This window comes from Microcoleus sp. POL10_C6 (genome assembly GCF_036701585.1).
In the GTDB taxonomy this organism is placed as follows: domain Bacteria; phylum Cyanobacteriota; class Cyanobacteriia; order Cyanobacteriales; family Microcoleaceae; genus Microcoleus.
Map to the genome: position 1 here is coordinate 1 of NZ_JAUBRB010000086.1, position 19,697 is coordinate 19,697.

Annotated in this window: 23 protein-coding genes; 9 read left to right on the top strand and 14 right to left on the bottom strand. The window is 46.6% G+C overall.

The window, feature by feature from the left end; genetic code table 11:
* Nucleotides 1-102 precede the first annotated feature (102 nt).
* The gene (locus QUA34_RS27975; protein WP_333390492.1) at nt 103-360 is read left to right on the top strand and encodes a hypothetical protein; all 258 of its coding nucleotides are present in this window, start codon (nt 103-105) and stop codon (nt 358-360) included.
* A 308-nt stretch (nt 361-668) separates the two neighbouring features.
* Here the strand turns inward: QUA34_RS27975 and QUA34_RS27980 are convergent, their stop codons facing one another.
* From QUA34_RS27980 to QUA34_RS27995, 4 genes are all read right to left on the bottom strand, one after another.
* Complete coding sequence (locus QUA34_RS27980) at nt 669-821, bottom strand: hypothetical protein (RefSeq protein ID WP_333390494.1); 153 nt, start codon at nt 819-821, stop codon at nt 669-671.
* The gene (locus QUA34_RS27985) at nt 818-1,246 is read right to left on the bottom strand and encodes a heavy metal-responsive transcriptional regulator (RefSeq protein WP_333390496.1); all 429 of its coding nucleotides are present in this window, start codon (nt 1,244-1,246) and stop codon (nt 818-820) included. The genes QUA34_RS27980 and QUA34_RS27985 overlap by 4 nt, the downstream gene beginning before the upstream one ends.
* A gap of 103 nt (nt 1,247-1,349) precedes the next feature.
* Entirely contained in the window at nt 1,350-1,643 is a 294-nt protein-coding gene (locus tag QUA34_RS27990) for a hypothetical protein (RefSeq protein WP_333390499.1), read from the bottom strand.
* 354 nt (nt 1,644-1,997) lie between these two features.
* A complete protein-coding gene (locus tag QUA34_RS27995) occupies nt 1,998-2,168 on the bottom strand; it encodes a hypothetical protein (RefSeq protein WP_172186391.1) in 171 nt (56 codons plus the stop codon).
* A 167-nt stretch (nt 2,169-2,335) separates the two neighbouring features.
* Here QUA34_RS27995 and QUA34_RS28000 point away from each other — a divergent pair, with 167 nt between their 5' ends.
* The 3 genes from QUA34_RS28000 to speA all read left to right on the top strand — a co-directional run bounded on the left by QUA34_RS28000 (nt 2,336) and on the right by speA (nt 6,560).
* Nucleotides 2,336-2,926 carry a DUF3611 family protein gene (locus QUA34_RS28000; RefSeq protein ID WP_333390501.1) on the top strand — a complete coding sequence of 197 codons (591 nt, stop codon included), beginning with the start codon at nt 2,336-2,338 and terminating at the stop codon, nt 2,924-2,926.
* A gap of 158 nt (nt 2,927-3,084) precedes the next feature.
* On the top strand, nt 3,085-4,233 hold the full coding sequence (locus QUA34_RS28005; protein ID WP_333330690.1) for a helix-turn-helix domain-containing protein: 1,149 nt from the start codon (nt 3,085-3,087) through the stop codon (nt 4,231-4,233).
* Between the two features lie 317 nt (nt 4,234-4,550).
* Entirely contained in the window at nt 4,551-6,560 is a 2,010-nt protein-coding gene (gene speA / locus QUA34_RS28010; RefSeq protein ID WP_333330694.1) for a biosynthetic arginine decarboxylase, read from the top strand.
* Nucleotides 6,561-6,793: 233 nt separating this feature from the next.
* Here speA and QUA34_RS28015 read toward each other — a convergent pair whose 3' ends face one another.
* The 8 genes from QUA34_RS28015 to QUA34_RS28050 form a co-directional block, all read right to left on the bottom strand.
* The gene (locus QUA34_RS28015; protein WP_333084974.1) at nt 6,794-7,954 is read right to left on the bottom strand and encodes an NDP-sugar synthase; all 1,161 of its coding nucleotides are present in this window, start codon (nt 7,952-7,954) and stop codon (nt 6,794-6,796) included.
* Nucleotides 7,955-8,271: 317 nt separating this feature from the next.
* Nucleotides 8,272-9,087, bottom strand: a complete 816-nt coding sequence (locus QUA34_RS28020) for a segregation/condensation protein A (protein WP_333390504.1) — start codon at nt 9,085-9,087, stop codon at nt 8,272-8,274.
* 66 nt (nt 9,088-9,153) lie between these two features.
* On the bottom strand, nt 9,154-9,543 hold the full coding sequence (locus QUA34_RS28025; RefSeq protein ID WP_333084976.1) for a LapA family protein: 390 nt from the start codon (nt 9,541-9,543) through the stop codon (nt 9,154-9,156).
* Between the two features lie 199 nt (nt 9,544-9,742).
* Nucleotides 9,743-10,567, bottom strand: coding sequence for a DUF3153 domain-containing protein (locus tag QUA34_RS28030; protein ID WP_333330703.1), 825 nt, complete (start codon nt 10,565-10,567; stop codon nt 9,743-9,745).
* Between the two features lie 213 nt (nt 10,568-10,780).
* Nucleotides 10,781-12,085 (bottom strand): TldD/PmbA family protein, encoded by a 1,305-nt coding sequence (locus QUA34_RS28035; protein WP_333330707.1) that lies wholly within the window; start codon nt 12,083-12,085, stop codon nt 10,781-10,783.
* A gap of 329 nt (nt 12,086-12,414) precedes the next feature.
* On the bottom strand, nt 12,415-12,771 hold the full coding sequence (locus QUA34_RS28040; protein WP_333330710.1) for a hypothetical protein: 357 nt from the start codon (nt 12,769-12,771) through the stop codon (nt 12,415-12,417).
* 199 nt (nt 12,772-12,970) lie between these two features.
* Nucleotides 12,971-13,492 carry a tetratricopeptide repeat protein gene (locus QUA34_RS28045; protein ID WP_333330713.1) on the bottom strand — a complete coding sequence of 174 codons (522 nt, stop codon included), beginning with the start codon at nt 13,490-13,492 and terminating at the stop codon, nt 12,971-12,973.
* A gap of 47 nt (nt 13,493-13,539) precedes the next feature.
* The gene (locus tag QUA34_RS28050; protein WP_190738047.1) at nt 13,540-13,899 is read right to left on the bottom strand and encodes a single-stranded DNA-binding protein; all 360 of its coding nucleotides are present in this window, start codon (nt 13,897-13,899) and stop codon (nt 13,540-13,542) included.
* A 330-nt stretch (nt 13,900-14,229) separates the two neighbouring features.
* Between QUA34_RS28050 and QUA34_RS28055 the strand changes: the two genes are divergently transcribed.
* The 3 genes from QUA34_RS28055 (at nt 14,230) to mreD (ending at nt 16,697) form a co-directional block, all read left to right on the top strand.
* The gene (locus QUA34_RS28055) at nt 14,230-15,237 is read left to right on the top strand and encodes a rod shape-determining protein (protein ID WP_006632285.1); all 1,008 of its coding nucleotides are present in this window, start codon (nt 14,230-14,232) and stop codon (nt 15,235-15,237) included.
* Between the two features lie 87 nt (nt 15,238-15,324).
* Complete coding sequence (gene mreC, locus QUA34_RS28060) at nt 15,325-16,131, top strand: rod shape-determining protein MreC (RefSeq protein WP_333390508.1); 807 nt, start codon at nt 15,325-15,327, stop codon at nt 16,129-16,131.
* Nucleotides 16,128-16,697 carry a rod shape-determining protein MreD gene (gene mreD / locus QUA34_RS28065; protein ID WP_333084982.1) on the top strand — a complete coding sequence of 190 codons (570 nt, stop codon included), beginning with the start codon at nt 16,128-16,130 and terminating at the stop codon, nt 16,695-16,697. The genes mreC and mreD overlap by 4 nt, the downstream gene beginning before the upstream one ends.
* A 70-nt stretch (nt 16,698-16,767) precedes the next feature.
* Here mreD and QUA34_RS28070 read toward each other — a convergent pair whose 3' ends face one another.
* Nucleotides 16,768-17,559 (bottom strand): HAD family hydrolase, encoded by a 792-nt coding sequence (locus tag QUA34_RS28070; protein WP_333390512.1) that lies wholly within the window; start codon nt 17,557-17,559, stop codon nt 16,768-16,770.
* Between the two features lie 246 nt (nt 17,560-17,805).
* Here QUA34_RS28070 and argB point away from each other — a divergent pair, with 246 nt between their 5' ends.
* Together argB and QUA34_RS28080 are read left to right on the top strand one after the other, a co-directional pair.
* Nucleotides 17,806-18,717, top strand: coding sequence for an acetylglutamate kinase (gene argB, locus QUA34_RS28075; RefSeq protein ID WP_333034924.1), 912 nt, complete (start codon nt 17,806-17,808; stop codon nt 18,715-18,717).
* A 163-nt stretch (nt 18,718-18,880) separates the two neighbouring features.
* The gene (locus tag QUA34_RS28080; RefSeq protein ID WP_333330725.1) at nt 18,881-19,144 is read left to right on the top strand and encodes a DUF4926 domain-containing protein; all 264 of its coding nucleotides are present in this window, start codon (nt 18,881-18,883) and stop codon (nt 19,142-19,144) included.
* A gap of 305 nt (nt 19,145-19,449) precedes the next feature.
* Here QUA34_RS28080 and QUA34_RS28085 read toward each other — a convergent pair.
* Nucleotides 19,450-19,697, bottom strand: a 248-nt coding sequence (locus QUA34_RS28085) for a hypothetical protein (RefSeq protein WP_333390515.1), incomplete at its 5' end; no start/stop codon positions are given.

Genomic DNA, 19,697 nt, shown 5'->3' on the forward strand with positions numbered 1-19,697 from the left:
CTTAGTTGTTTTTTTAAATGAATGAGGTAGAATGTTGGTATCATTATTTTTGAGATAGGCAAGCGTGTAACAATTATGCTGCCTATTTTTTTTTAGCACACATTGGCTCAATCCTTACAAAGGTATGGGTTTCAGGCTGGTTGTTACCCCCCCAGCATTGCGACTAATGCTCCCGATTTAGCTAAAAATGAAATTTTCTTGAAAGCCGAACTTATTCAAGATTTCCACAATTTAGGATTTTCCTTAATAGAAATGTCGCTCCAGCTAAAAAAAGTAGCCCAATTGCCGGAATGGGTGAAAATTTGGGAAACGCTGCCAATTTTTACAGATGCTGAAATACCCGCCGGATATTTGGACTGATAAATATACACAATTAGGGCTGTTAACGGAATCCGACAAAAAACTCTAATTGTAGGGTGTTTATGGGGGCACCATCGGGCTGTAGAGTCTTTAGGGGCCCAGCATCCCTATGTCTGTAGCAAATCCCCATCACTCAACAGTTGATACTACGAAACATCGCTCTAAAAAATACTTGACATTGAAAATCGGGCGGTGTAGTATAGAAGTAGTGCATAGAATGAAAAACATGAGACTAAAAAGTTGGGAGTCTCCTCGCAGCGAGGGTAGAAACTCCAAAGGTAAAGGCGGCTCAGCCAGGGCTCGGCAACTCAAAAAGCAACAGCAAACTCTGCGAAAACAGTTAAAAGCTCAACACGATCGACAAAACGATCGACAAAACCACCCACAAAACCACCCACAAAACCATCAAGGGAAGGAAACCCATAATTCCTTCCCTTTTTTTGTATCTTTCCGCCGCTCAATCCCGCTGAATGTTCGGACAAATCGTGCTACTAATGCTCGCCTCGGAGGGTTGCTCTTGCCAGCAGTTGAGAATCCCTTGCAACTCCCTCTTCAAAGTTTCTAAGGCTGCAATTTGCACGGAAATTTCCTCAACCTTAGCCGTGAGATGCTGCTTCGCTTCAGAGCAAGGCAACTCTCCCCGATCGCGAACCTGTAAAATATCCTTAATCTCCTGAAGGCTCAAACCCAGAGCCTGAGAGCGTTTAATAAACGCCAACCTATTAAATACCGTTTCGCCAAACAAGCGATAACCAGCGGGCGATCGCTTTACCGCAGGAGACAGCAAGCCCATCTCCTCATAGTAACGAACAGTTTTCACCGACAAACCACTACAGGCAGCTACAGAGCCAATTTTGTACAGTTTCTCGGCAACAGAAATATTCATACACCAAGCATCCAAGATTGAAAGACTTTCTTGCCCTATCTTTTAGTGCCTCAGATCCAGGGAGTCGATCGGCACCTCGCCCAGTCACTATTGCCCGGTAATCTTAATAAGGAGGATTTTTCTTAGACACATTAAGCACGGGCAACTGAGGTCTAGAAGACTGAGGAGGAAGATAGTATTCAGGAGCAGGTGCGGGTTGTTCGGCTCCAGAGCGGTAAAATTGCCACCAGCGGAGACCCATCGCCACCCCAGCCGTACCCAGTCCAAAAGCCAATAAAGAGCCACTCGCACCCATGCTGCCGATGGCTGCATCGACAACGCCCACTGTCACAACAAAGCTGGTAATTGGTTCTCTACGGTAAGCTGACCTCAAAAGTCGCGTCCACGAAGCATTCATTTGGTTTTACTCTGTTCTATATTTATTTACAAGCTCTAAAACTTAGAGTTGGCGGAACGATCGGGATTTCTAGCTCAAAGACTAGCTTTACCTAAATTAATCTTCTCGCCTGTGGGGAATTGTACGGGAGCGAGGCAAAATTGCCAAGCTTGTCAAATCAAAATTCCACCCCATATATACCTCCAAAAGCCAGCGATTGCATTCGGGAACAGATCTCTCTCGACAGAGAAGTCGCTGGGCTTGTTTCTAATTAATATTTTAATCAATTCCCGAATTTGTCGCGGTCAGCAGAAGTCACACCCGCTGCCGTTCGAGTCAAGACAAAGTGTAAGGCTGACCGCGCCATTGCTAAAATTAGTTGAGACCTAACCAGGACAGCAAGCCCTGGCCTGTGACATACTCGATAATTAAAGTTAGAGAAAAACCGATCATCGCGGCTCGACCGTTAAGGCGTTCCGCGTAGCTGTTGAAGCCAAACTTTGGCTGTTCCAGTTTGGGAGTGACGGTGGGTTGTAGTTGTGTCATTACTTTGGGTACCTGGCGATCGACGCTATTCAAATGTGAAATTCAATGTTAGTTACAAATCTTAAACATTGCTACTTCTATTATAAAGAGGGTTAACCGCCGTCAACCGTCCCGGAAGAGAAAAAACTGCCACCAACTAATGCCAATTAATTATACCCGCTCAAAATATGACTAATCAGTTAGATAACGATAAGCTTCCTGTCGCCGTACAGCGAGTTGCCTTTGCCCTTCGTACAACAGGCTGGGTTTGCTTCTGGGTACAGGTAGTGCTAGGGGTGGTAGCGGCGATCATTTTGCTCTTTGCCATCCCCTTCGCCCTCCCCAGGGCTAGCGCCGCTGCGGGTTCAACCAGTGCCGGCACCGGCGGCGGCGTATTTTTTGCCATTTGCGGGCTGGCCGTACTCGCTTACAGCGTATATCGCTCTTTCCGCTTCACCCGCTTGTCGAGACAACTGCGATCGCCCGGTAACGCTGTCCGCCCCAAAAAAGCAGACACCATCAAAGAGGTGCGGCTGGCACTGATGAGCAACTTGTCAGGAATGGTGCTGACGCTGATCGGCGCAGAAGCCATCAGCGGCACGCTTTTAGCCAAATCTCTAGCTCAGCCGCAAGCCTTGTTCGGTGCCGCAGTCGATGTGGGCCGATTTATTCAGCCCCTAGATATATTTGTGGTACTCGCCAATACTCACGCCACTGTTGCCCATTTTGTCGGGATTTTCGGGGCTCTGTGGTTGCTCGATCGCATCCACAAGCAATAGAAAATTGGTAAGTGGGAATTGCGCCTCTCCCACTCTCCCACTCTCTCATTCTCTCACTCTCTCTCACTCTCCCACTCTCCCCCAACCGACATCCGGAATCACTGCCAACCTGTCGAAGAACGTACTCAGATACCTTCTACCAAGACAACATGAATATCATGGCACTGAAACCCGAGGCTTATTTTGGGGTGACAGATCACCCAACTATTGAAATTTCTCAAGAAAGTTTTCGTTCTGTCCTAGGTCAAATAGAAGCTGAACTCGTATGTAGCGACACCTATAGCCAAGCTCTAGCTAGCTTGCAAACAATGTTGGGTGAAGCAGCCTCCGCTGCCGAAATTTTAATTAGAGCAGTTAGCAGAGAAGCCGTCAAGCTCGCATTCGATCGATTTCCCAAACAAAACAAAATTGAACCGCAAGTAGCCCCAGAGAGTTTTACTGCTGTAAGTCCCGCCATTGAGACGGTGACAGAAATTCAAGAATTGGAGCCACCAGTAGCTGCTCCTGTCTTCTATTGGCGCAGCGCTAGTGTGGAAGCGCCGCCCCAAACCGAGTCCGACACAGAAAATTCCGATGGAGAAAGTAACACCTCTGAAGACAGCAAAGAAGCGCCCCAAGACGAAATTAAAGTCGAGTCGGCTCCACCTGCAACTGTCACCCTCCCCGGAAAATCCTTCCCAGGGTTCGGTTTTCCCAAAAAGCCGAAAAAACTCACCAAGGAAGAAGAAGCAGCAATAGCAGTTCAACAGCGAGAAGAGTGCCTGCGGGAGTTGGGTGGAGAATTGCGTAAGGGACGGCAAATTCGCTCCCTATCTCTGCTGCAACTCCACAGTCAAACTCTTGTGCCGGTTCACCACATCGAATCGATCGAAAATGGGGAAATCGACAAACTGCCCCAAGATATTTACGTTAGAGGTTTTATCCGCAGACTGGGCGACGCCTTGGGACTAGACGGCAGCGCTATGGCGAATGCTTTGCCCAAACCCGCTCCGAGTCCAATTCCCAGTATGTATGTGTCTGTTTCCGATTCTGACTCAGGCGAAGGCTTTCAAATGCGTCCGGTGCATTTGTACATCGGCTACACCGCTTTGATGGCTGGGGCTGTAGGGGGCTTGGGTTGGCTGTCACAGCAACCCGTGGTGCCAGGAGCACAGGCAGTACCTCCAACGCAGGTGACACCGCCAGCCTCAGTTGCACCGGCTCAGAAGACCCCAGAAAAAGCACCTCAACCGGGTTTGAAGAAGTCTAATAACGGGGGATTGAGGATGGGGGCTGACATGGCGCCGCCGGAGGTGATTTTTGGTTAGTGTGTGTCGGGCGATCGATCGTCCGACCACTCTCTTGGTGCAGGTGAACTCGGAAACCAGGTTTCCGAATTCACCTCCATACGGATACTTGCTTGAAGAAATAAGTCCAGGAAAGCAATTACGGTTGAGATTTTAGTTCAATCCCCCACCTTCATCCATCTGTAGAGTCAATTCTAAAATCTAAAATCTAAAATCTAAAATCTAAAATCTAAAATCGCCAGCCCGTGTACCCAAAGTGATTTTTCAACTGCATCAGGAAACCCGATATGTGCGATAAACTATCTATTTGACCACTCCTAAAAGAGGTTTCCGATAAGATGAGTTCCCCAGCCACCGCTGCTTTCTCCGATCTCGATCCGCTATCGACTCACTCGCCAACAGCCACGAGTTTGGCGACACCAGACAGTGCCTTGGTAACGGCAGCTCAACTGCCACAAGCATCTTGGACAATAGAAGATAGTGAGAAACTCTACCGAATTCAAGGTTGGGGCGAACCGTATTTTTCGATCAATGCAGCCGGTCACGTTACAGTCTCTCCCAAGGGCGATCGCGGCGGTTCCCTCGACTTGTGCGAACTGGTAGACTCTCTCAAACAGCGAAATTTGGCTTTGCCCCTGCTGATTCGATTTTCTGATATTTTGGAAGACCGGATCGAGCGCTTAAATTCGTGTTTTGCCAGAGCGATCGCTCGGTACAATTACAAAAATGTCTATCGCGGTGTGTTTCCAGTTAAATGCAACCAGCACCGACAATTAATTCAAGATTTGGTGCGTTTTGGTCAACCCCATCACTTCGGACTGGAAGCCGGATCTAAACCCGAATTAATGATAGCTTTGGCGACATTGAAAACTCCAGGCGCTTTGTTAATTTGTAATGGTTACAAAGACCGCGAATACATAGAAACTGCTATTTTGGCGCAGCGGCTAGGGCAAACTTCCGTAATTGTGCTGGAGCAAATAGAGGAAGTAGAACTCGCAATCGCCGCGAGCAAAACATTAGGCATTAAACCGATTTTGGGAGTGCGAGCAAAACTCACTACCAAAGGCGTTGGCCGCTGGGGAGGTTCCACGGGCGATCGGGCAAAATTTGGCTTGACAATTCCTGAAATTATCCGTGCAGTCGGCGAACTAGAAAAAGCTGGAATGCTCGATTGTTTGCAGTTACTGCACTTCCATATCGGCTCTCAAATTTCCTCAATTAGTGTCATCAAAGACGCCATTCGAGAAGCCAGCCACATTTATGTAGAATTAGCTAAATTGGGAGCTAATATGAACTACTTGGACGTAGGAGGTGGACTCGGCGTTGACTACGACGGGTCTAAAACAAACTTTCACGCTTCCAAAAACTACAATATGCAAAACTACGCTAACGACGTAGTAGCGGGAGTGAAAGATGCCTGCGACGAGCGGAAAATCCCGGTTCCCATTATCATTAGCGAAAGCGGGCGGGCGATCGCTTCTCACCAATCAGTGTTAGTTTTTGACGTACTCGGTACTAGCGATGTCCCCAGAGAAGTACCAGAACCAGTAGATGAAAACGCGCACCAAATTCCGCGCAATCTCTACGAAATTTACCAATCTATTAGTCCCGAAAATTACCAAGAAGTTTATCACGATGCTATCCAATTCAAGGAAGAAGCAGTCAGTTTATTTAACTTAGGCTATTTGGGAATTGCGGAACGGGCGAAAACCGAACAGTTGTACTGGGCTTGCTGCGATAAAATACAGAAAATCGCGCGGCAAAAAGAATATGTATCTGACGATTTGGAAGACTTAGAAAAGGTGATGGCGTCCATTTATTACATCAACTTATCTGTTTTCCAGTCAGTACCGGACAGTTGGGCAATTAACCAATTATTCCCAATTATGCCAATTAACCGACTCGACGAAGAACCAACTCAACGCGGTATTTTAGCCGATCTTACCTGCGACAGCGACGGCAAAATCGACCAATTCATCGATTTGCGAGATGTGAAGTCGGTTTTGGAACTGCATACTCTCAAACCTGGAGAACCTTACTATTTGGCGCTATTTTTGGGAGGTGCTTATCAAGAAATTATGGGCAACCTTCACAACTTATTCGGCGATGCTAATGCAGTTCACATTCAGCTAACACCTTCTGGCTATCATATCGAACACGTTGTGAAAGGAGACACTATGAAAGAAGTCCTCAGCTACGTACAGTATGATTCAGAAAATTTGGTTGAAAGCATTCGCCGTCAGACAGAAGCAGCTTTGCAGCAAAATAAAATTACTCTTTCCGAGGCCCAGCTTTTGCTGCAAAATTACGAGCGGAGTCTCAGCCAATATACTTATCTTCAGTCTTAAAATGTAGGGTGTAACTGAGATGTTGCACCACTGTCAAGAAGCCTTTTATGAACAGGCTTTCCGGCCTGTTCCACAAAGAGTAGATTTTCTTGTGGAACAGGCCGGAAAGCCTGTTAAGCGAGAATGGTGGAAGATGTGAGGTGCAACCTAAGCACCTTACCAGAATTAAAAGCTGAGCTTATAAATGTAAAAGTAGGGTGCGCCTAGCGCACCTTACCTTGAGCAATTACCAATTATTCAGGACGGAGAATTTCTGCGATCGCCCGCCGCTCTTCTCCCTGCTGAGTTGGTAAAACTTGGCGAGCGTCAGTAATTAGCCAATCGAGAGCCGCCGCTTGCAAATCGATCGCAGCCCCGGTTTTATCAACGCAGTAGCGCCCGAACACCAGTTTGTCAACCAACCGCACCTCCGGGCCCAAACGGGAATACTCAAAAATCACGCTGTTTTCCACAGTGGCGCCACTGCAAAGCCAACAGTTTGGGCCAATCATTGTCGGGCCGACAATTTTTGCTCCATCCTCAATGATCGTCATCCCACCAATGTAAACAGGCCCAGTAATATCAACCTTATCCCAGTTGACAGCTACATTCAAACCAGCGTAAATGCCGGGGCGCACTTCAATTCCCGGAATCGAAACATTTTTAACTTGTCCCAGCAGCACGCTCTGAATTGCCCGCCAATAGTCAGGAACTTTGCCGATATCCACCCACTCAAAGTCCATGCTAATTCCGTAAAAAGGCGCGCCTTCTGCTACTAGCTTGGGAAATAACTCCGAACCGATATCATATTCCTGACCCGAAGGGATGTATTTGAATATTTCCGGTTCAAAAATATAAATACCAGTGTTAATGTCGGTACTCAGAGCTTCTTCTACAGAAGGTTTTTCTTGGAAAGCTTTAACTTTGCCAGACTCGTCTGTTACGACCACTCCGTAACTGGGAACCTCTTCGCGGGGAACCGATTTCATAACAATAGTAGCGATCGCCCCTTTTTCCCGATGCCACTTCACAGCAGCAGTCAAGTCCAAGTCAATCAAAGCGTCGCCGCACAGCACCACAAAAGTATCATCAAAAAACGGCGAGAAGTCCTGAATCCGCTTCATACCACCAGCCGAACCCAGAGCTTCTCCAATAAGTTCTCCCTCCTTAATTCGCCCTTCAAAAGAATAGGCAATTTGTACCCCAAATTTTTGACCGTCACGGAAGTAGTTTTCAATCACATCTGCCAAATGGGAAACATTGACCATAATCTGGTCAAATCCGTGCTGTCGGAGCAATTCAACCAAAAACTCCATCACTGGCTTTTGCAGGATGGGAATCATCGGTTTGGGTATTGTCTGAGTAATGGGACGGACGCGAGTGCCTTTACCGGCCGCCAGAATCATCGCTTTCATTCTTAACTTCCTCAACCCTCTGTTAATTGATATAAACTCAACAATTAGATGCTAGCGGTTGCGATCGAATCGATCGAGCGCGGCAAAATCCTGACCTGTTTATAGGCGACATCTTACCAGGCTATCAATGACTCTTCCCTATTTGCTTGATTTAAGAAACCAGGAATCGGGAATCAGCAAAAACTTCGCACTCCCGCTGTCCGCATTCGAGACTCAGCAGCAGAATGTCGGCGAGCGAGGTTCTGTCTGGAATTTTAACCGACGCAGCGGCACAGTTATTAGTTTCGCTTCGCCCGATAACCTAATACCCTGCAAGCTCAAAGCGCGCGGATTTTGAGGTCTTGATAAAACTCCTCTTGAAGCAACTCTACTTTAGACTGAGCCGATAGCAGCAACAACGCCCAAAAAATACCCACACGGTCATGATTTGGCAAGTGAACTTCCCCAGTCGATACCGGGTGTTCTGGGTTGACAGGAGAGTGCAAATCGTTATGATGCCAGAGCTCTAGCAATTTGTCCAAGTCCAGCCAACCCTCGTCAATTTCCGCGCCCCGCTGAGTCAGAAACCGTTCGAGTTCACTAGCAGTTTCTACGAGATTTTCTTGGTGAGCTAGCTCAAAGATAGCCTGTGCCGCTTGCGATCGCATTTTTGAGGTAGGCCGGCGTCGGGGAGTAACTGTCTGCTCCATTGCTGCTTTCATTAGCTGCAACTGCTCAATCAGTTCTGGGAGAGTCACCGGGCGTTTTTGCGGTAGTTGAGCTACACCGCGACGGCGCAATTGTCGCTCTAAATGCTGGGGCAACTGTCGCCCGCCTGAGTGCTCTGCGTCTTCTACTGCCGGCTCGTCGGCCGAGTCGGGATTCGCGGGGGGTTCGGAGAGGACGATACTTTCTGCTTTGAGCAACACCAGCATTGAAGCGTACAAAAACGCTTGGCCGGAGTGGGACAAATCGGAGAAATCCTTACTCTGATCGGCATCGCAGGCGTTCGTAAGCTTGCTCAGACATCGATCGAACACTTCAATTACCTTAACGTCCCAAGGATCAATTTCTCCCCGTTCGGCTAGGTCAATTAAAATTGCTATCCCCTCAGAAATCGTTTCTAACCCATCTTGGTCTCGGGAAACGGCCATTCGATTTTAGATTTTAGATTTTAGATTTTAGATTTTGCCTCTGGGAAAACGAGAGAGCATATCAAATTAATTGGCGGTTATTTCAGCAGCTTTGGCCTCAATGGCTGCTATTTCTAAACTTATCGGTTCTGCACTTTCTAACAAAGGTTGTTGGCCTTCTACTTCGGCTTTATAGCGTTCAAGATTTTGTTCTAATTCCTGAATCCGCTGCTCTTTTTCGCGAACTTGGCGAATCTCTTGTCGCAACGCGAGGGTTCGCTGCATTCTCGACCACAGACTGAACAGCCACGCTAGTGTTGCCCCTAATCCGGTCGCTACAATTAGTTCTACGCACAGCGGAGCTTTAACTTGGACGCCTTGGATAACTTGAATCGCGACTGGCTCTGTATTTTCGATGCTGAATAATACTAGAGCCAAGCAAATCAGAAAGATGAAGAAGAAATTTAGCGATCGCATTTTCTCTGTTCCTAATTCTCAATTCAGGTTAAGCAAATTATTTACCATTTGTCAACTTTTTTTGGCAGATGTTCTCATTTTTTTTGATAATATAAAATCGGGTCAATTAACCATACTATCCGGGGAGGGGCGGGTTTATTGGAGTTCTGAGAGTTGATTGAAGATATTGGTTAACCCGCCCCTGCAGGAGATATCCTCTTTAGGTTTGACCGATGTTTTGGGGTTTCTTGCCGATTCCCAGTGCTGGCAATATTTGATATTTCAAGGCAATGCCTGCAGCTACAAATAAGGCAATAATCAGCGCCCCAATTCCTACGGGACTGGGAATCCAGAATATCGCCTCCAAATAGTTAACTTCTCCGGGTTTGAGCTTCCAAACTAACTGTTTTCCTTGCTGATAGCTTTCGGGAACCAGGGCACCGGCGACTGTTTCAATACTTTCGGCGCCCCAAGGCGTGTTCAAGCTAAAGTCTAGCTCCAAAAGTCCCCCCGGACTCAGCAGCAGACTGCCATTAGAAGAAAGCAGAGAAAGAGAGCGCAAATCTAATTCCAAACTCAACCGATTTCGCAGCATTAATAACAAATTATTCTGCTTGACACTAAGGTGAGATTCAAACTTCGGCAAATCGGTTTCTAGCGGACTTGCCGCCCGATATTTTGTGGTTGGTGCGATCGGATTGTAAAATTGGTTGAACTTGTCTTGCAACTCGGCTCCATTATTGAAAGGAATCCTCACTAGAACTTCTGTGGGGGAAACCCGTTTAGTTTTTCCGTCCAGCAACCTCACCCGGCTTTCTACGCTTTTCAACCATTCTGCAACAGTTTCGCTGCTGAAGCTCGTCAACCTTTCCCCTAGTTTAATGTGCTGCACGATTTCGCCGCGAGTTTGACTCTCAAAGTTGACCCCGACATCGTACTGAACGCATCCAGTCACTAGAGTTAAAAGGCAAAAAACCAAAGGTAAAAGAAAGAAAAAGTGCTTTTTCTTCTTCCCCGTTCCATCCTTGACATTTGGCTCTTTCATTATAAATTTTTCCCTATTTTTCCCTATTTGCATGAATTAGCAAAGCGTTGAATTGCCGACACTGTTTCTATGTTTGTTTAACTGGTTCCTAGGCTCTGCCTGGGAACCCATGTCCAGAGGCTTTGCCTCGCAAGCTTTCATCCAAATTCGAGGCAAAGCCTCATGATATGTATTACCAGGCAGAGCCTGGTAACGAGTAAAAACGCACTGAACTTATTGCCTCGAAGCTACACCCAACTGTTGAAACAGCATACTTGGCAAATAGGCTGCACCGCCTACCCATTCGGCTTCGCTGCTTAAATCTGCCAAATTTTTAAACGCTTCAAAAATGCTGCCTGCCACCATTGTATTCTTGACGCGACCCACAATTTTGCCTTTTTCTACTTTATAGCCTAAGTCCAAATTGACAGAAAATTCGCCAGCTAACTGATTGGACTGACCGGCACCTAAAACCTGCTCTACTATTAGACCTTCATCCATGCTAGCAATCAAGTCTTGAGTGGCGGTATTTCCTGGGGAAATGCAAAAGTTAGTCAAATCAGGGCCTGGGCGAGACAATCCGCCACGAAAACCATTGCCGGTTGATTGTACACCGGCGCGAGCGGCCCACCTGCGATCCCAATAAAATCCGGTGACAGTACCTTTGTCTATCAAGATTTTGCGGGTGGTGGGTGTACCTTCGTCGTCAAAGGGACAAGCAGAAGGGCCTAAAGTGGGGTCTTCAAAAAAGGTAAAGCGTTCGTCAAATAAGGTTTCGCCGATTTTGTCGGCTAGGGGAGAGGCTTTTTGAACTACTGCTTGGCCTGAAAGGATGGTATCAAAGAGGCCGCCGAGGGTGCTAGCGGCGGCTCTGGGGGTAAATAATACTGGGTAGGAACCGCTGGCGATGGTGGCTGAATCTTCGGCGAGGCGGTATTTTTCGAGGAGTGATTGGAGGATGCTGTTGGTGTCGAGGGGACGATCGCGCGCAACGTCGTAACTGTATGCTTGCATAAAGTCTTCTCCCTGTACCAAATTTCCTGAGAGCGAGCCGCTGACTATTTGGCTGCTTCTTTCGGCATACAAATCTTGCGTCGTGGCAATTTTTACTCTGCCGCTGCGGACGTGGAAGCCGACATCTACCATAATATCGGGATTGTAGGCGTGAACTTGTTCGATTAGGTTTTTGCCGTTTTCGACTAATTCAGCAGTTGTGGGCGGAGTGTAGGTGGTTTCCGGGCCTTTTAGGTGGAAGTTGGAGGCGAGTTCAAATTCTGCGGGATCGCCGATTTCGGCTGTTTGAATCGCTGCATCTACTAAATCGTCTATCCGCGTTAAATCGGTGGAACTAGCAAAACCGATTTTGCCGTGCGAAATCAGCCGGAGTGCGACGCCTTGCAGTGCTTTGGTTTGCAGGGATTTGAGGCGATTGTTTTCAAATTCGATAGGGGTGTCTTGACTCGATAGGTAGTATACTTCAGCAGCATCGGCGCGTTGAGATGCCAATTTTAAAATTTGGTCTACGGTTGAATCGCTCACAATAATCGCCTTTCTGGTTTTGTCTTTTTTTTATTTTAGCAATTATCGCTATTCAACTTCTGACTCCTGCCTCATGCTCGATAATTAATCCGTGTATCCGTGTCAAAATCACTGGTGGTATCTTCCTTATTCCTTCTTCCTAACCTCGGCTACATCCGCTACATCCGTTACACCCGTTAAACAATCCGTTGCCGAACTTCCTTCTCCTCTAATTGTAATTCACACTGTTTAAAAACATAGTTAACGGCTGCAAACAGTCGCTCTAAGTCCTGAATTGTATAGAAAAATTTATTTTGAGTAAACATTTCTAATTTCAGCTTGCCAAACTGCTACATTGCGCCATTATAAACAATACCAAAGATAGTTTGTTCTGGTTCATTGTTAAGTCGCTCCACGGCGATAATTTCTGCCAAACACTGCCCCCATCCTTCATCAAATGCGCTCTCTTTCTTGGCTTCAACTAATATGAAATAGGGCTTGTCCAAAACTACTGTGCCAAGGGGGGAGCGCTTCGCCAATATATAATCTGGAATTCCTGACAGATTCTCATTATAGACGAAGGTTTGGTGACTCCAGAGGAGAAAATTACTGCGATAATTTTTCCAAACTTCTTTTAATACAGGATAAATGATATTTTCACAAAGGGCGATTTCCGAGTTGTCAAATACTCCCTCATTGAAAATCAATTCTAATTCATTCCGAAAAACGTTGCTGACTGCAAATTCTGTTTCGAGAATGAAATTATCCCGTAGGCAATTAATTTGGAATTCTTTGGCGACCGCGCTGATACTTTTTTGCTAAAAGGCATTGCTTAACTTCTCTCAGTAGGGGTCAGGTGCGCCGAGGCGCACCCTAGAGATAAAGTTTGTGGGAATGAAAAAATGATTAATAACTAAAAAATAATCCGCCTAAAATTAGCCCGATCGCAATTAACGCCACCCAGATAAACCTATTATCTTTCGTATTAACCTGACTCAAATCTACAGGCTCTGGTACGACTGGCTTGGGTTTAGCGTACTTGATATCAGCGTTGGGATTGGCTTGAAAATTAATTGATTGATTTTCATCTAAAGCTGCCAAATCAGGGATTTTCACCATCCATTCAGGAGGGATAGTGAGTTTGGGAGCTTCGAGAATGAACAGCAAGCGCTTTGCTTGCTGGCGGGTTTCTTGGCGGGGATGGCGGGTGAGCGCACGGCAAAGCTCGATCGCCCTTTCTGTATTGCCAGAGGCTTCGTAGGCTGTCACTAGCCACATCTGCACCTCACCGCCCAACCGGGAATTTCGATCGACTAAACCGGTAGCTGTTTCTAAACTCTGCACAGCTTGAGCATACCGGCCACTCTCAAAAGCTACTTGCCCAGCTTGGTACTCAGTTTGAACAATTTCTAACTTTTCTGAAGTCACGAGCACCCACCCAATTCACAAATATTAATTCCCCAATCCCCCAAACGCTAGAATTCGCTGTTGTGTTGCGACATACCCGACTCGTTGTCGCGTTTGGAACCCAGCAAGTCTAAATGGTCTACCTTAATTACCGGCTTCGAGCGATTTGAACCCGTATTGCGGTCTTGCCAGCGATCGAACTTCAAAGAGCCTGTGACGCCAATTAGAGAGCCTTTGCGAACGTAGTCAGCAGCAATCTGCGCTGTTTTGCCCCAGATTTCCAGATTGAACCAGTCTGGTTGATCGCTGTTCTTGGTTCTGCGATTCACTGCCAGCGTCAAATTACACTTAACTGTACCCGACTCAAAATACTTAACGTCCGGGTCGCCGCCGACGCGGCCTACTAAAGTCACAACATTAAGACTCATAAACTTTTTTGGGAATGTGGTCGATCGGTGATGTAGTTAAACAGTCCACACGCGCATTAGCCTCCAAACTGAACTTGGAACAACGCTTATGAGGCTTCATCCTGATTGTACACCCAGTTAGGAGAACATATTGATGGTGGATGATTGGCAAGTCTGCGCTCAACCTGAGCTCGACAATGTACATTTCTGACTAGACTCAGGATGAAAAACGTAATAGAATCCACCTCGGTTACACTTTTGTAACAACATTATTGCACACAATAGTATTTTAGTTTTTGGGGGGGGTACGAATCAGTGGGTCTTCTCAATCGATTTTCGTTATCTAGAGATATGGGTATCGACCTCGGTACTGCTAACACGCTCGTTTATGTATCGGGCAAAGGTATTGTTCTGCAGGAACCTTCTGTAGTGGCGATCGACCAAGATTTAAAAATACCGCTGGCTGTTGGAGAAGAAGCAAAAAAAATGCTCGGCCGCACGCCAGGGAATGTCATAGCACTGCGCCCGCTTCGCGACGGGGTAATTGCAGACTTCGATACGGCAGAACTGATGCTTAAGACTTTTATCCGCAGGGTTCACGAAGGCCGAAGCTTAGTTTCGCCACGGATAATTATTGGCATCCCCAGCGGTGTCACCGGAGTAGAGAGGCGTGCTGTCATTGAGGCGGCGACTCAGGCCGGTGCTAGAGAAGTACGGTTAATTGATGAACCCATCGCTGCAGCGATCGGGGCTGGACTGCCTGTTGCTGAGGCGACTGGCAATATGATTATAGATATAGGCGGAGGTACGACGGAAGTTGCGGTTTTGAGTTTGCAAGGTACGGTGATCAGTGAGTCTGTGCGGGTAGCCGGCGACGAACTCAATGAGGCGATCGTCCAATACATGAAAAAAGTTCACAATTTGGTCATCGGCGAACGCACTGCTGAAGAAATTAAGATTCAGGTTGGTTCTGCATATCCAACTCCAGAGGATGACGATGTAATGATGGAAGTGCGGGGCTTGCACTTACTGTCTGGTTTGCCGCGAACTGTTACTATTAAAGGCCCAGAAATTCGCGAAAGTATGTCGGAACCGCTTTCAGTAATTGTGGAAGCTGTCAAGCGTACTTTGGAACGCACCCCCCCGGAATTAGCAGCAGATATTATTGACAGGGGAATTATGCTGGCTGGTGGTGGCGCGCTAATGAAAGGTTTAGATACTCTGATCAGTCACGAAACAGGAATTGTCACTCACGTGGCAGCCGATCCGCTGTGCTGCGTGGTTTTGGGAACTGGTAGGGTATTGGAAAACAAACAGTTGGAACGGGTTTTCAGCGGGCAGTCGTCGCGTAATATGTAGTTAAACAATTTGGGATTGTGGATTTAGAAATACGGCTGCAATCTCAAATCTAAAATCCTGACTTAACAATTTTAGATTAGTGAAATTATGCTAAAAAATACATTCCGAAAGTGGTGGGATCTGCGGCTGCAAATTGCTCTTCTAGGTTTAGCTGTAACTGCCGCTTGGGGAGTTAGACAAACACAAGGTGCGGCAGTATTTGAAGTTTACAATTGGGTGACTCGTCCGTTTCACGCCAACGGCTCTGGGCAAGAGGAACTTATCTCGGCACGCACTCAAGAATTGCAAGCGCAGCTATTAGAATTAGAAAATCAAAATCAGAAGCTAAAAGAGCTTTTAGGTTACGTTGCGGCTAAGAAACCAGCAGGGATTGTAGCTCCTATTGTCGGTCGCAGCGCCGACCACTGGTGGCAGCAAGTAACTTTGGGGCGCGGCAGTAACGATGGCATCAAAACAGATTTTACTGTGATGGGCCCCGGCGGTTTAGTAGGCAGGGTTGTCAGCGTTACTCCTAATACTAGCTTGGTGCTGTTAGTCAGCGATGCTACGAGTCAATTGGGAGTGGGAATTACCCGCAGTCGCCACATGGGTTTTATGCGCGGGAAAGGTGGAAATCAGGCTGTGATGGAGTTTTTTGAGAATGTTCCCAATGTCAAGCCTGGGGATGTTGTTTCAACTTCTTCTTACAGTCAGTTGTTCCCTCCTGGTTTGCCGGTCGGAAAAGTGGTTTCGGTGGATATGAATAAAACTCCGGCTCCAGAAGCTGTTGTTGAGTTCTCTGCACCGATGAGTGCTCTGGAATGGGCGGTGGTTTACCCCCACTCTAAGCAAGTCGAACCAAAGGATTCGGAGGCTCAATCTTCTGCACCATCTGAGGGAGCACAGCAACAATGAAAGCTTTATCTCGGATGTCTTCGCCGCGATCGCGCCAATTTCTCAACTTCGCAGTTACATTTCTATCTGTGATGCTGTGCATACTGATATTGCCCACTCGGATGCCGGGAATGGAATTGCTGGGAATTGGACCGAACTGGCTGTTAATTTGGTTGGTAGCTTGGAGTATTAAGCGGAAACGTACAGTTTGGGGAGCTGCTAGCATGGGCTTGGTTTTGGGGTTTCTTCAAGATGCGATGACGGCTCCTCATCCCTCCCATGCTGTCAGTCTAGTTGTTGTAGGAGTCTTAACAGTTGTTTTGCAGAAAACCTGGTCGATTCCGGTAGATATTGTGGAGAGAGATCCGATTCCGATCGCGTTAATTGTATTTGGGATGGCGGTGGTAGCGGAAACGGTGATGGGGCTACAATTTTTTGCTATGGGCGATCGGGCTTTACTGGAAATTTGGAGCTATCACCAGCGAGTGGCTTTGTGTTCTGCTATTCTTAGCAGTCTTTGGGCTCCGGTGATTTATTTTCCACTCAATCGCTTGTGGGAAATGACCAGGAATGTAGAAAAACCTTAGTCAGCCATTAGTCCTCAGCCATTGGTCATTAGTCAACAGTTAAGTGTTAACTAATTACTGTTAACTGTAGTCATTCTACTATTACTTGTTGGCCAGAACCTAATAAGTGATGAACGGCAATAATCAAATCGCTGAGAATGAAATTAGGCTGGTGCTTTTGCAGTTGATAGCGGCTGCGAATTCCGCAGGTAACGGCAATTGTAGGTATTCCCAAGGCTTTTCCTGCGAGGATGTCTGCTTCTGTATCTCCGATCATCCAAGCCGAACCCAGCGATGACTCAAATTCTTCTGCCACTTCAGCCAACAATTCAGTTTTTAAGGCTGTATAGTTGTGATAGGCGGCATCCGCCATCTGAGTTCCGCGAATGCTGGTAAACAGTCTGGCTAAACCATAATTTTGTAACAGTTGAACGGCTTGATTTCTCGGCCGCAGGGTGACTAAAATCAGCCGCACGCCGCGGGAGTGCAGAAGTCCGATCGCCCATTGCACTCCCGGCTGGATGCGATCTAAGTGCAACAAGTCTGGTTGATTGACAAGGTGACTCACGCATCCTAGAAAAACGTGAATTTCTTCTCCCGACAAGCCGGAACTTTTGGCTATTTCAGCATCGGGCACTCGGTTTTGTTTCATTTGCCAAAACTGCTGTTTGCTGAGGATTTGGAGGTTGAGATTGATTCCCCGATCAAGATAAGCTGCTTGAGTGTCGGCCAATCCCTGTTGATAGGTGGCATAGTAGCGATCGGACACATCGACTATGGGCCCGTCTAAATCGCAAAATACCGTCATCCGGGGGGACGACTCAGCCTCTGATGGTAGCTTGTACTGAAGGTTTTCGGAGTCTTGGGCGACAGCAGTTAACATAAAACGTTAAGTAAATCTAGGGAGTTAGACATTTCTTGACTGTAGCAAAAAATGTATAAGTTATAATACATAAATTTTAATGCTTTTATTAAAAAAACCTATGAATTTTTTGAGGATGGGGTTCAATAAAGGCGATCGAGCCTGTGCGTGGATAAATTCAAGGGAAAAAGTGATTTTTGTGGCTGTTAATATGTGCTTTAGCCATTAAAGTTTAGAATTAAGTTTTTAGTCTTGTGTAATTTACCCATGCTCAAACAAAGCGATTTTGTTAGGAATTCGGACACTAATCGAGTAGAGGTGCTGTCCGAAGCACTGCCTTACATTCAACACTTTGCCGGTCGCACCATAGTGGTCAAATATGGCGGTGCGGCGATGAAAGATAGCAATCTTAAAGACAAGGTGGTTCGAGATATTGTGCTGCTAGCTTGCGTGGGCATGCGTCCGGTTGTGGTTCACGGCGGCGGTCCGGAAATTAATATTTGGCTGGAAAAACTGGGAATTGAGCCGCAATTCAAGGATGGTTTGAGAGTGACTGATGCGGCGACAATGGAAGTTGTAGAAATGGTTTTGGTGGGGAAAGTAAATAAGGAAATTGTTTCCTTAATCAACCAAGCTGGTGGCAAAGCAGTGGGATTGTGTGGCAAGGATGCCAATCTGATTCAAGCTCGTCCAGATGGCCGCGAGGGAATTGGGTTTGTGGGTGAAGTCAGCGGCGTGAAAATCCAGATTTTGGAGTCTTTGGTGAACAGCGGTTATATTCCGGTGGTGTCGAGCGTGGCAGCCGATGAAAACGGTCAATCTTACAACATTAATGCTGACACGGTGGCTGGAGAAATTGCGGCTGGTTTGGGAGCGGAAAAGTTGATTTTGATGACTGATACTGCGGGAATTTTAGAGGATTATCACAAGCCGGATAGTCTGATTGCTAAGTTAGATATTCAAGAAGCAAGAGAGTTGGTTGAGTCGGGAGTTGTCTCTGGGGGGATGATTCCGAAAGTTAATTGTTGTGTGCGGAGTTTGGCTCAGGGTGTGAAGGGTGCTCACATTATTGACGGCCGAATTCCTCATGCTTTGCTGCAAGAAATATTTACGGATGCGGGGATTGGGTCGATGATTGTGGCTTCTGAGTTTAGCAGCGCGAACTTAAGGCCTAAGTAATGGGTAAATCCTAGCGTGGGGAGGGCGGGTGCGTGAAAGGTGTAAACTCGCTGCGATTGCGTATATCCTAACTAAACCTGCCCCTAAAAACCTTGAGAAGGTACTTCTGGGAAATTAGTTCAACTAATTCTAACCGTTGTTGAATTTCAGCTTTTCTTAAACTATGAGCAAACACTTTAGAGTTTTGGATTCTGTTGCAATTCTCAAGCCGATTTCAAATACGCGATTAGCGCCAGTGGAACCAGAATACGCATCTATTTCTAGTTTGCCAGTTGGACTTGTGGGAACTATTGTTGAAGTGTATGATACGGGAAAGGAATGTCAGTATTTAGTGGAGTTTGCTGATAGTCAAAGGAGTGAATATGCTATGGCTATGTTGAAAGCTAATGAAATTTTAGTTCTGCAATATGAACTTGCAGTTGCTTAGTAATTGGAGTTTAGACTAAACAATGGTAGCAGCTAAAAGTAGCTGCCTTTTACTAGAAGGCAAACTGTTACTCAACAACTCAAGAGGTAGAAGATTAAACAGCTAATTTTGAAGATTTTTTGCGTTGAGAAACCCGTTTTTTAACAGTGGGATAGTACGGTGCTTTAGTACGTGCCTTTCCTTTTTCTCAACCAGGGGATTTTCCCCTATGTTTAGGCAGTTGAGCCGGAGTACCAATATCAACTAAAATCGACAACATTGATTGGGCAACACGTCCAGGAGTTAAATTGATACGCTTCAGATTGTCAAGGCAGTCGATTCTCGACCACTAAGTCCTTAGCCAGCCAGAGTTGCCAACTCATCAACGGCATTAAATCGCTCCACCGCTCTGATTGTTCGGGAGTTCTTAAGTTAGGTAATGTCCAATGTAATCGTTGCTTAGCAAATCTATAGCGATCGCAAATCATTCGTAAATTACTGGAGTTTAGACTAAAGAGTACGATCGCCCTCAAGCAAAAGTGATCTCCCCACAGCACAATCGAAGGGATGAGAG

What these genes read in the sequence shown, in the direction of transcription:
- QUA34_RS27985 (WP_333390496.1), bottom strand. Translation starts at nt 1,246, where the DNA reads ATGAATATTTCTGTTGCCGAGAAACTGTACAAAATTGGCTCTGTAGCT.
- QUA34_RS27990 (WP_333390499.1), bottom strand. Translation starts at nt 1,643, where the DNA reads ATGAATGCTTCGTGGACGCGACTTTTGAGGTCAGCTTACCGTAGAGAA.
- QUA34_RS27995 (WP_172186391.1), bottom strand. Translation starts at nt 2,168, where the DNA reads ATGACACAACTACAACCCACCGTCACTCCCAAACTGGAACAGCCAAAG.
- QUA34_RS28000 (WP_333390501.1), top strand. Translation starts at nt 2,336, where the DNA reads ATGACTAATCAGTTAGATAACGATAAGCTTCCTGTCGCCGTACAGCGA.
- QUA34_RS28005 (WP_333330690.1), top strand. Translation starts at nt 3,085, where the DNA reads ATGGCACTGAAACCCGAGGCTTATTTTGGGGTGACAGATCACCCAACT.
- speA (WP_333330694.1), top strand. Translation starts at nt 4,551, where the DNA reads ATGAGTTCCCCAGCCACCGCTGCTTTCTCCGATCTCGATCCGCTATCG.
- QUA34_RS28015 (WP_333084974.1), bottom strand. Translation starts at nt 7,954, where the DNA reads ATGAAAGCGATGATTCTGGCGGCCGGTAAAGGCACTCGCGTCCGTCCC.
- QUA34_RS28020 (WP_333390504.1), bottom strand. Translation starts at nt 9,087, where the DNA reads ATGGCCGTTTCCCGAGACCAAGATGGGTTAGAAACGATTTCTGAGGGG.
- QUA34_RS28025 (WP_333084976.1), bottom strand. Translation starts at nt 9,543, where the DNA reads ATGCGATCGCTAAATTTCTTCTTCATCTTTCTGATTTGCTTGGCTCTA.
- QUA34_RS28030 (WP_333330703.1), bottom strand. Translation starts at nt 10,567, where the DNA reads ATGAAAGAGCCAAATGTCAAGGATGGAACGGGGAAGAAGAAAAAGCAC.
- QUA34_RS28050 (WP_190738047.1), bottom strand. Translation starts at nt 13,899, where the DNA reads ATGAGTCTTAATGTTGTGACTTTAGTAGGCCGCGTCGGCGGCGACCCG.
- QUA34_RS28055 (WP_006632285.1), top strand. Translation starts at nt 14,230, where the DNA reads ATGGGTATCGACCTCGGTACTGCTAACACGCTCGTTTATGTATCGGGC.
- mreC (WP_333390508.1), top strand. Translation starts at nt 15,325, where the DNA reads ATGCTAAAAAATACATTCCGAAAGTGGTGGGATCTGCGGCTGCAAATT.
- mreD (WP_333084982.1), top strand. Translation starts at nt 16,128, where the DNA reads ATGAAAGCTTTATCTCGGATGTCTTCGCCGCGATCGCGCCAATTTCTC.
- QUA34_RS28070 (WP_333390512.1), bottom strand. Translation starts at nt 17,559, where the DNA reads ATGTTAACTGCTGTCGCCCAAGACTCCGAAAACCTTCAGTACAAGCTA.
- argB (WP_333034924.1), top strand. Translation starts at nt 17,806, where the DNA reads ATGCTCAAACAAAGCGATTTTGTTAGGAATTCGGACACTAATCGAGTA.
- QUA34_RS28080 (WP_333330725.1), top strand. Translation starts at nt 18,881, where the DNA reads ATGAGCAAACACTTTAGAGTTTTGGATTCTGTTGCAATTCTCAAGCCG.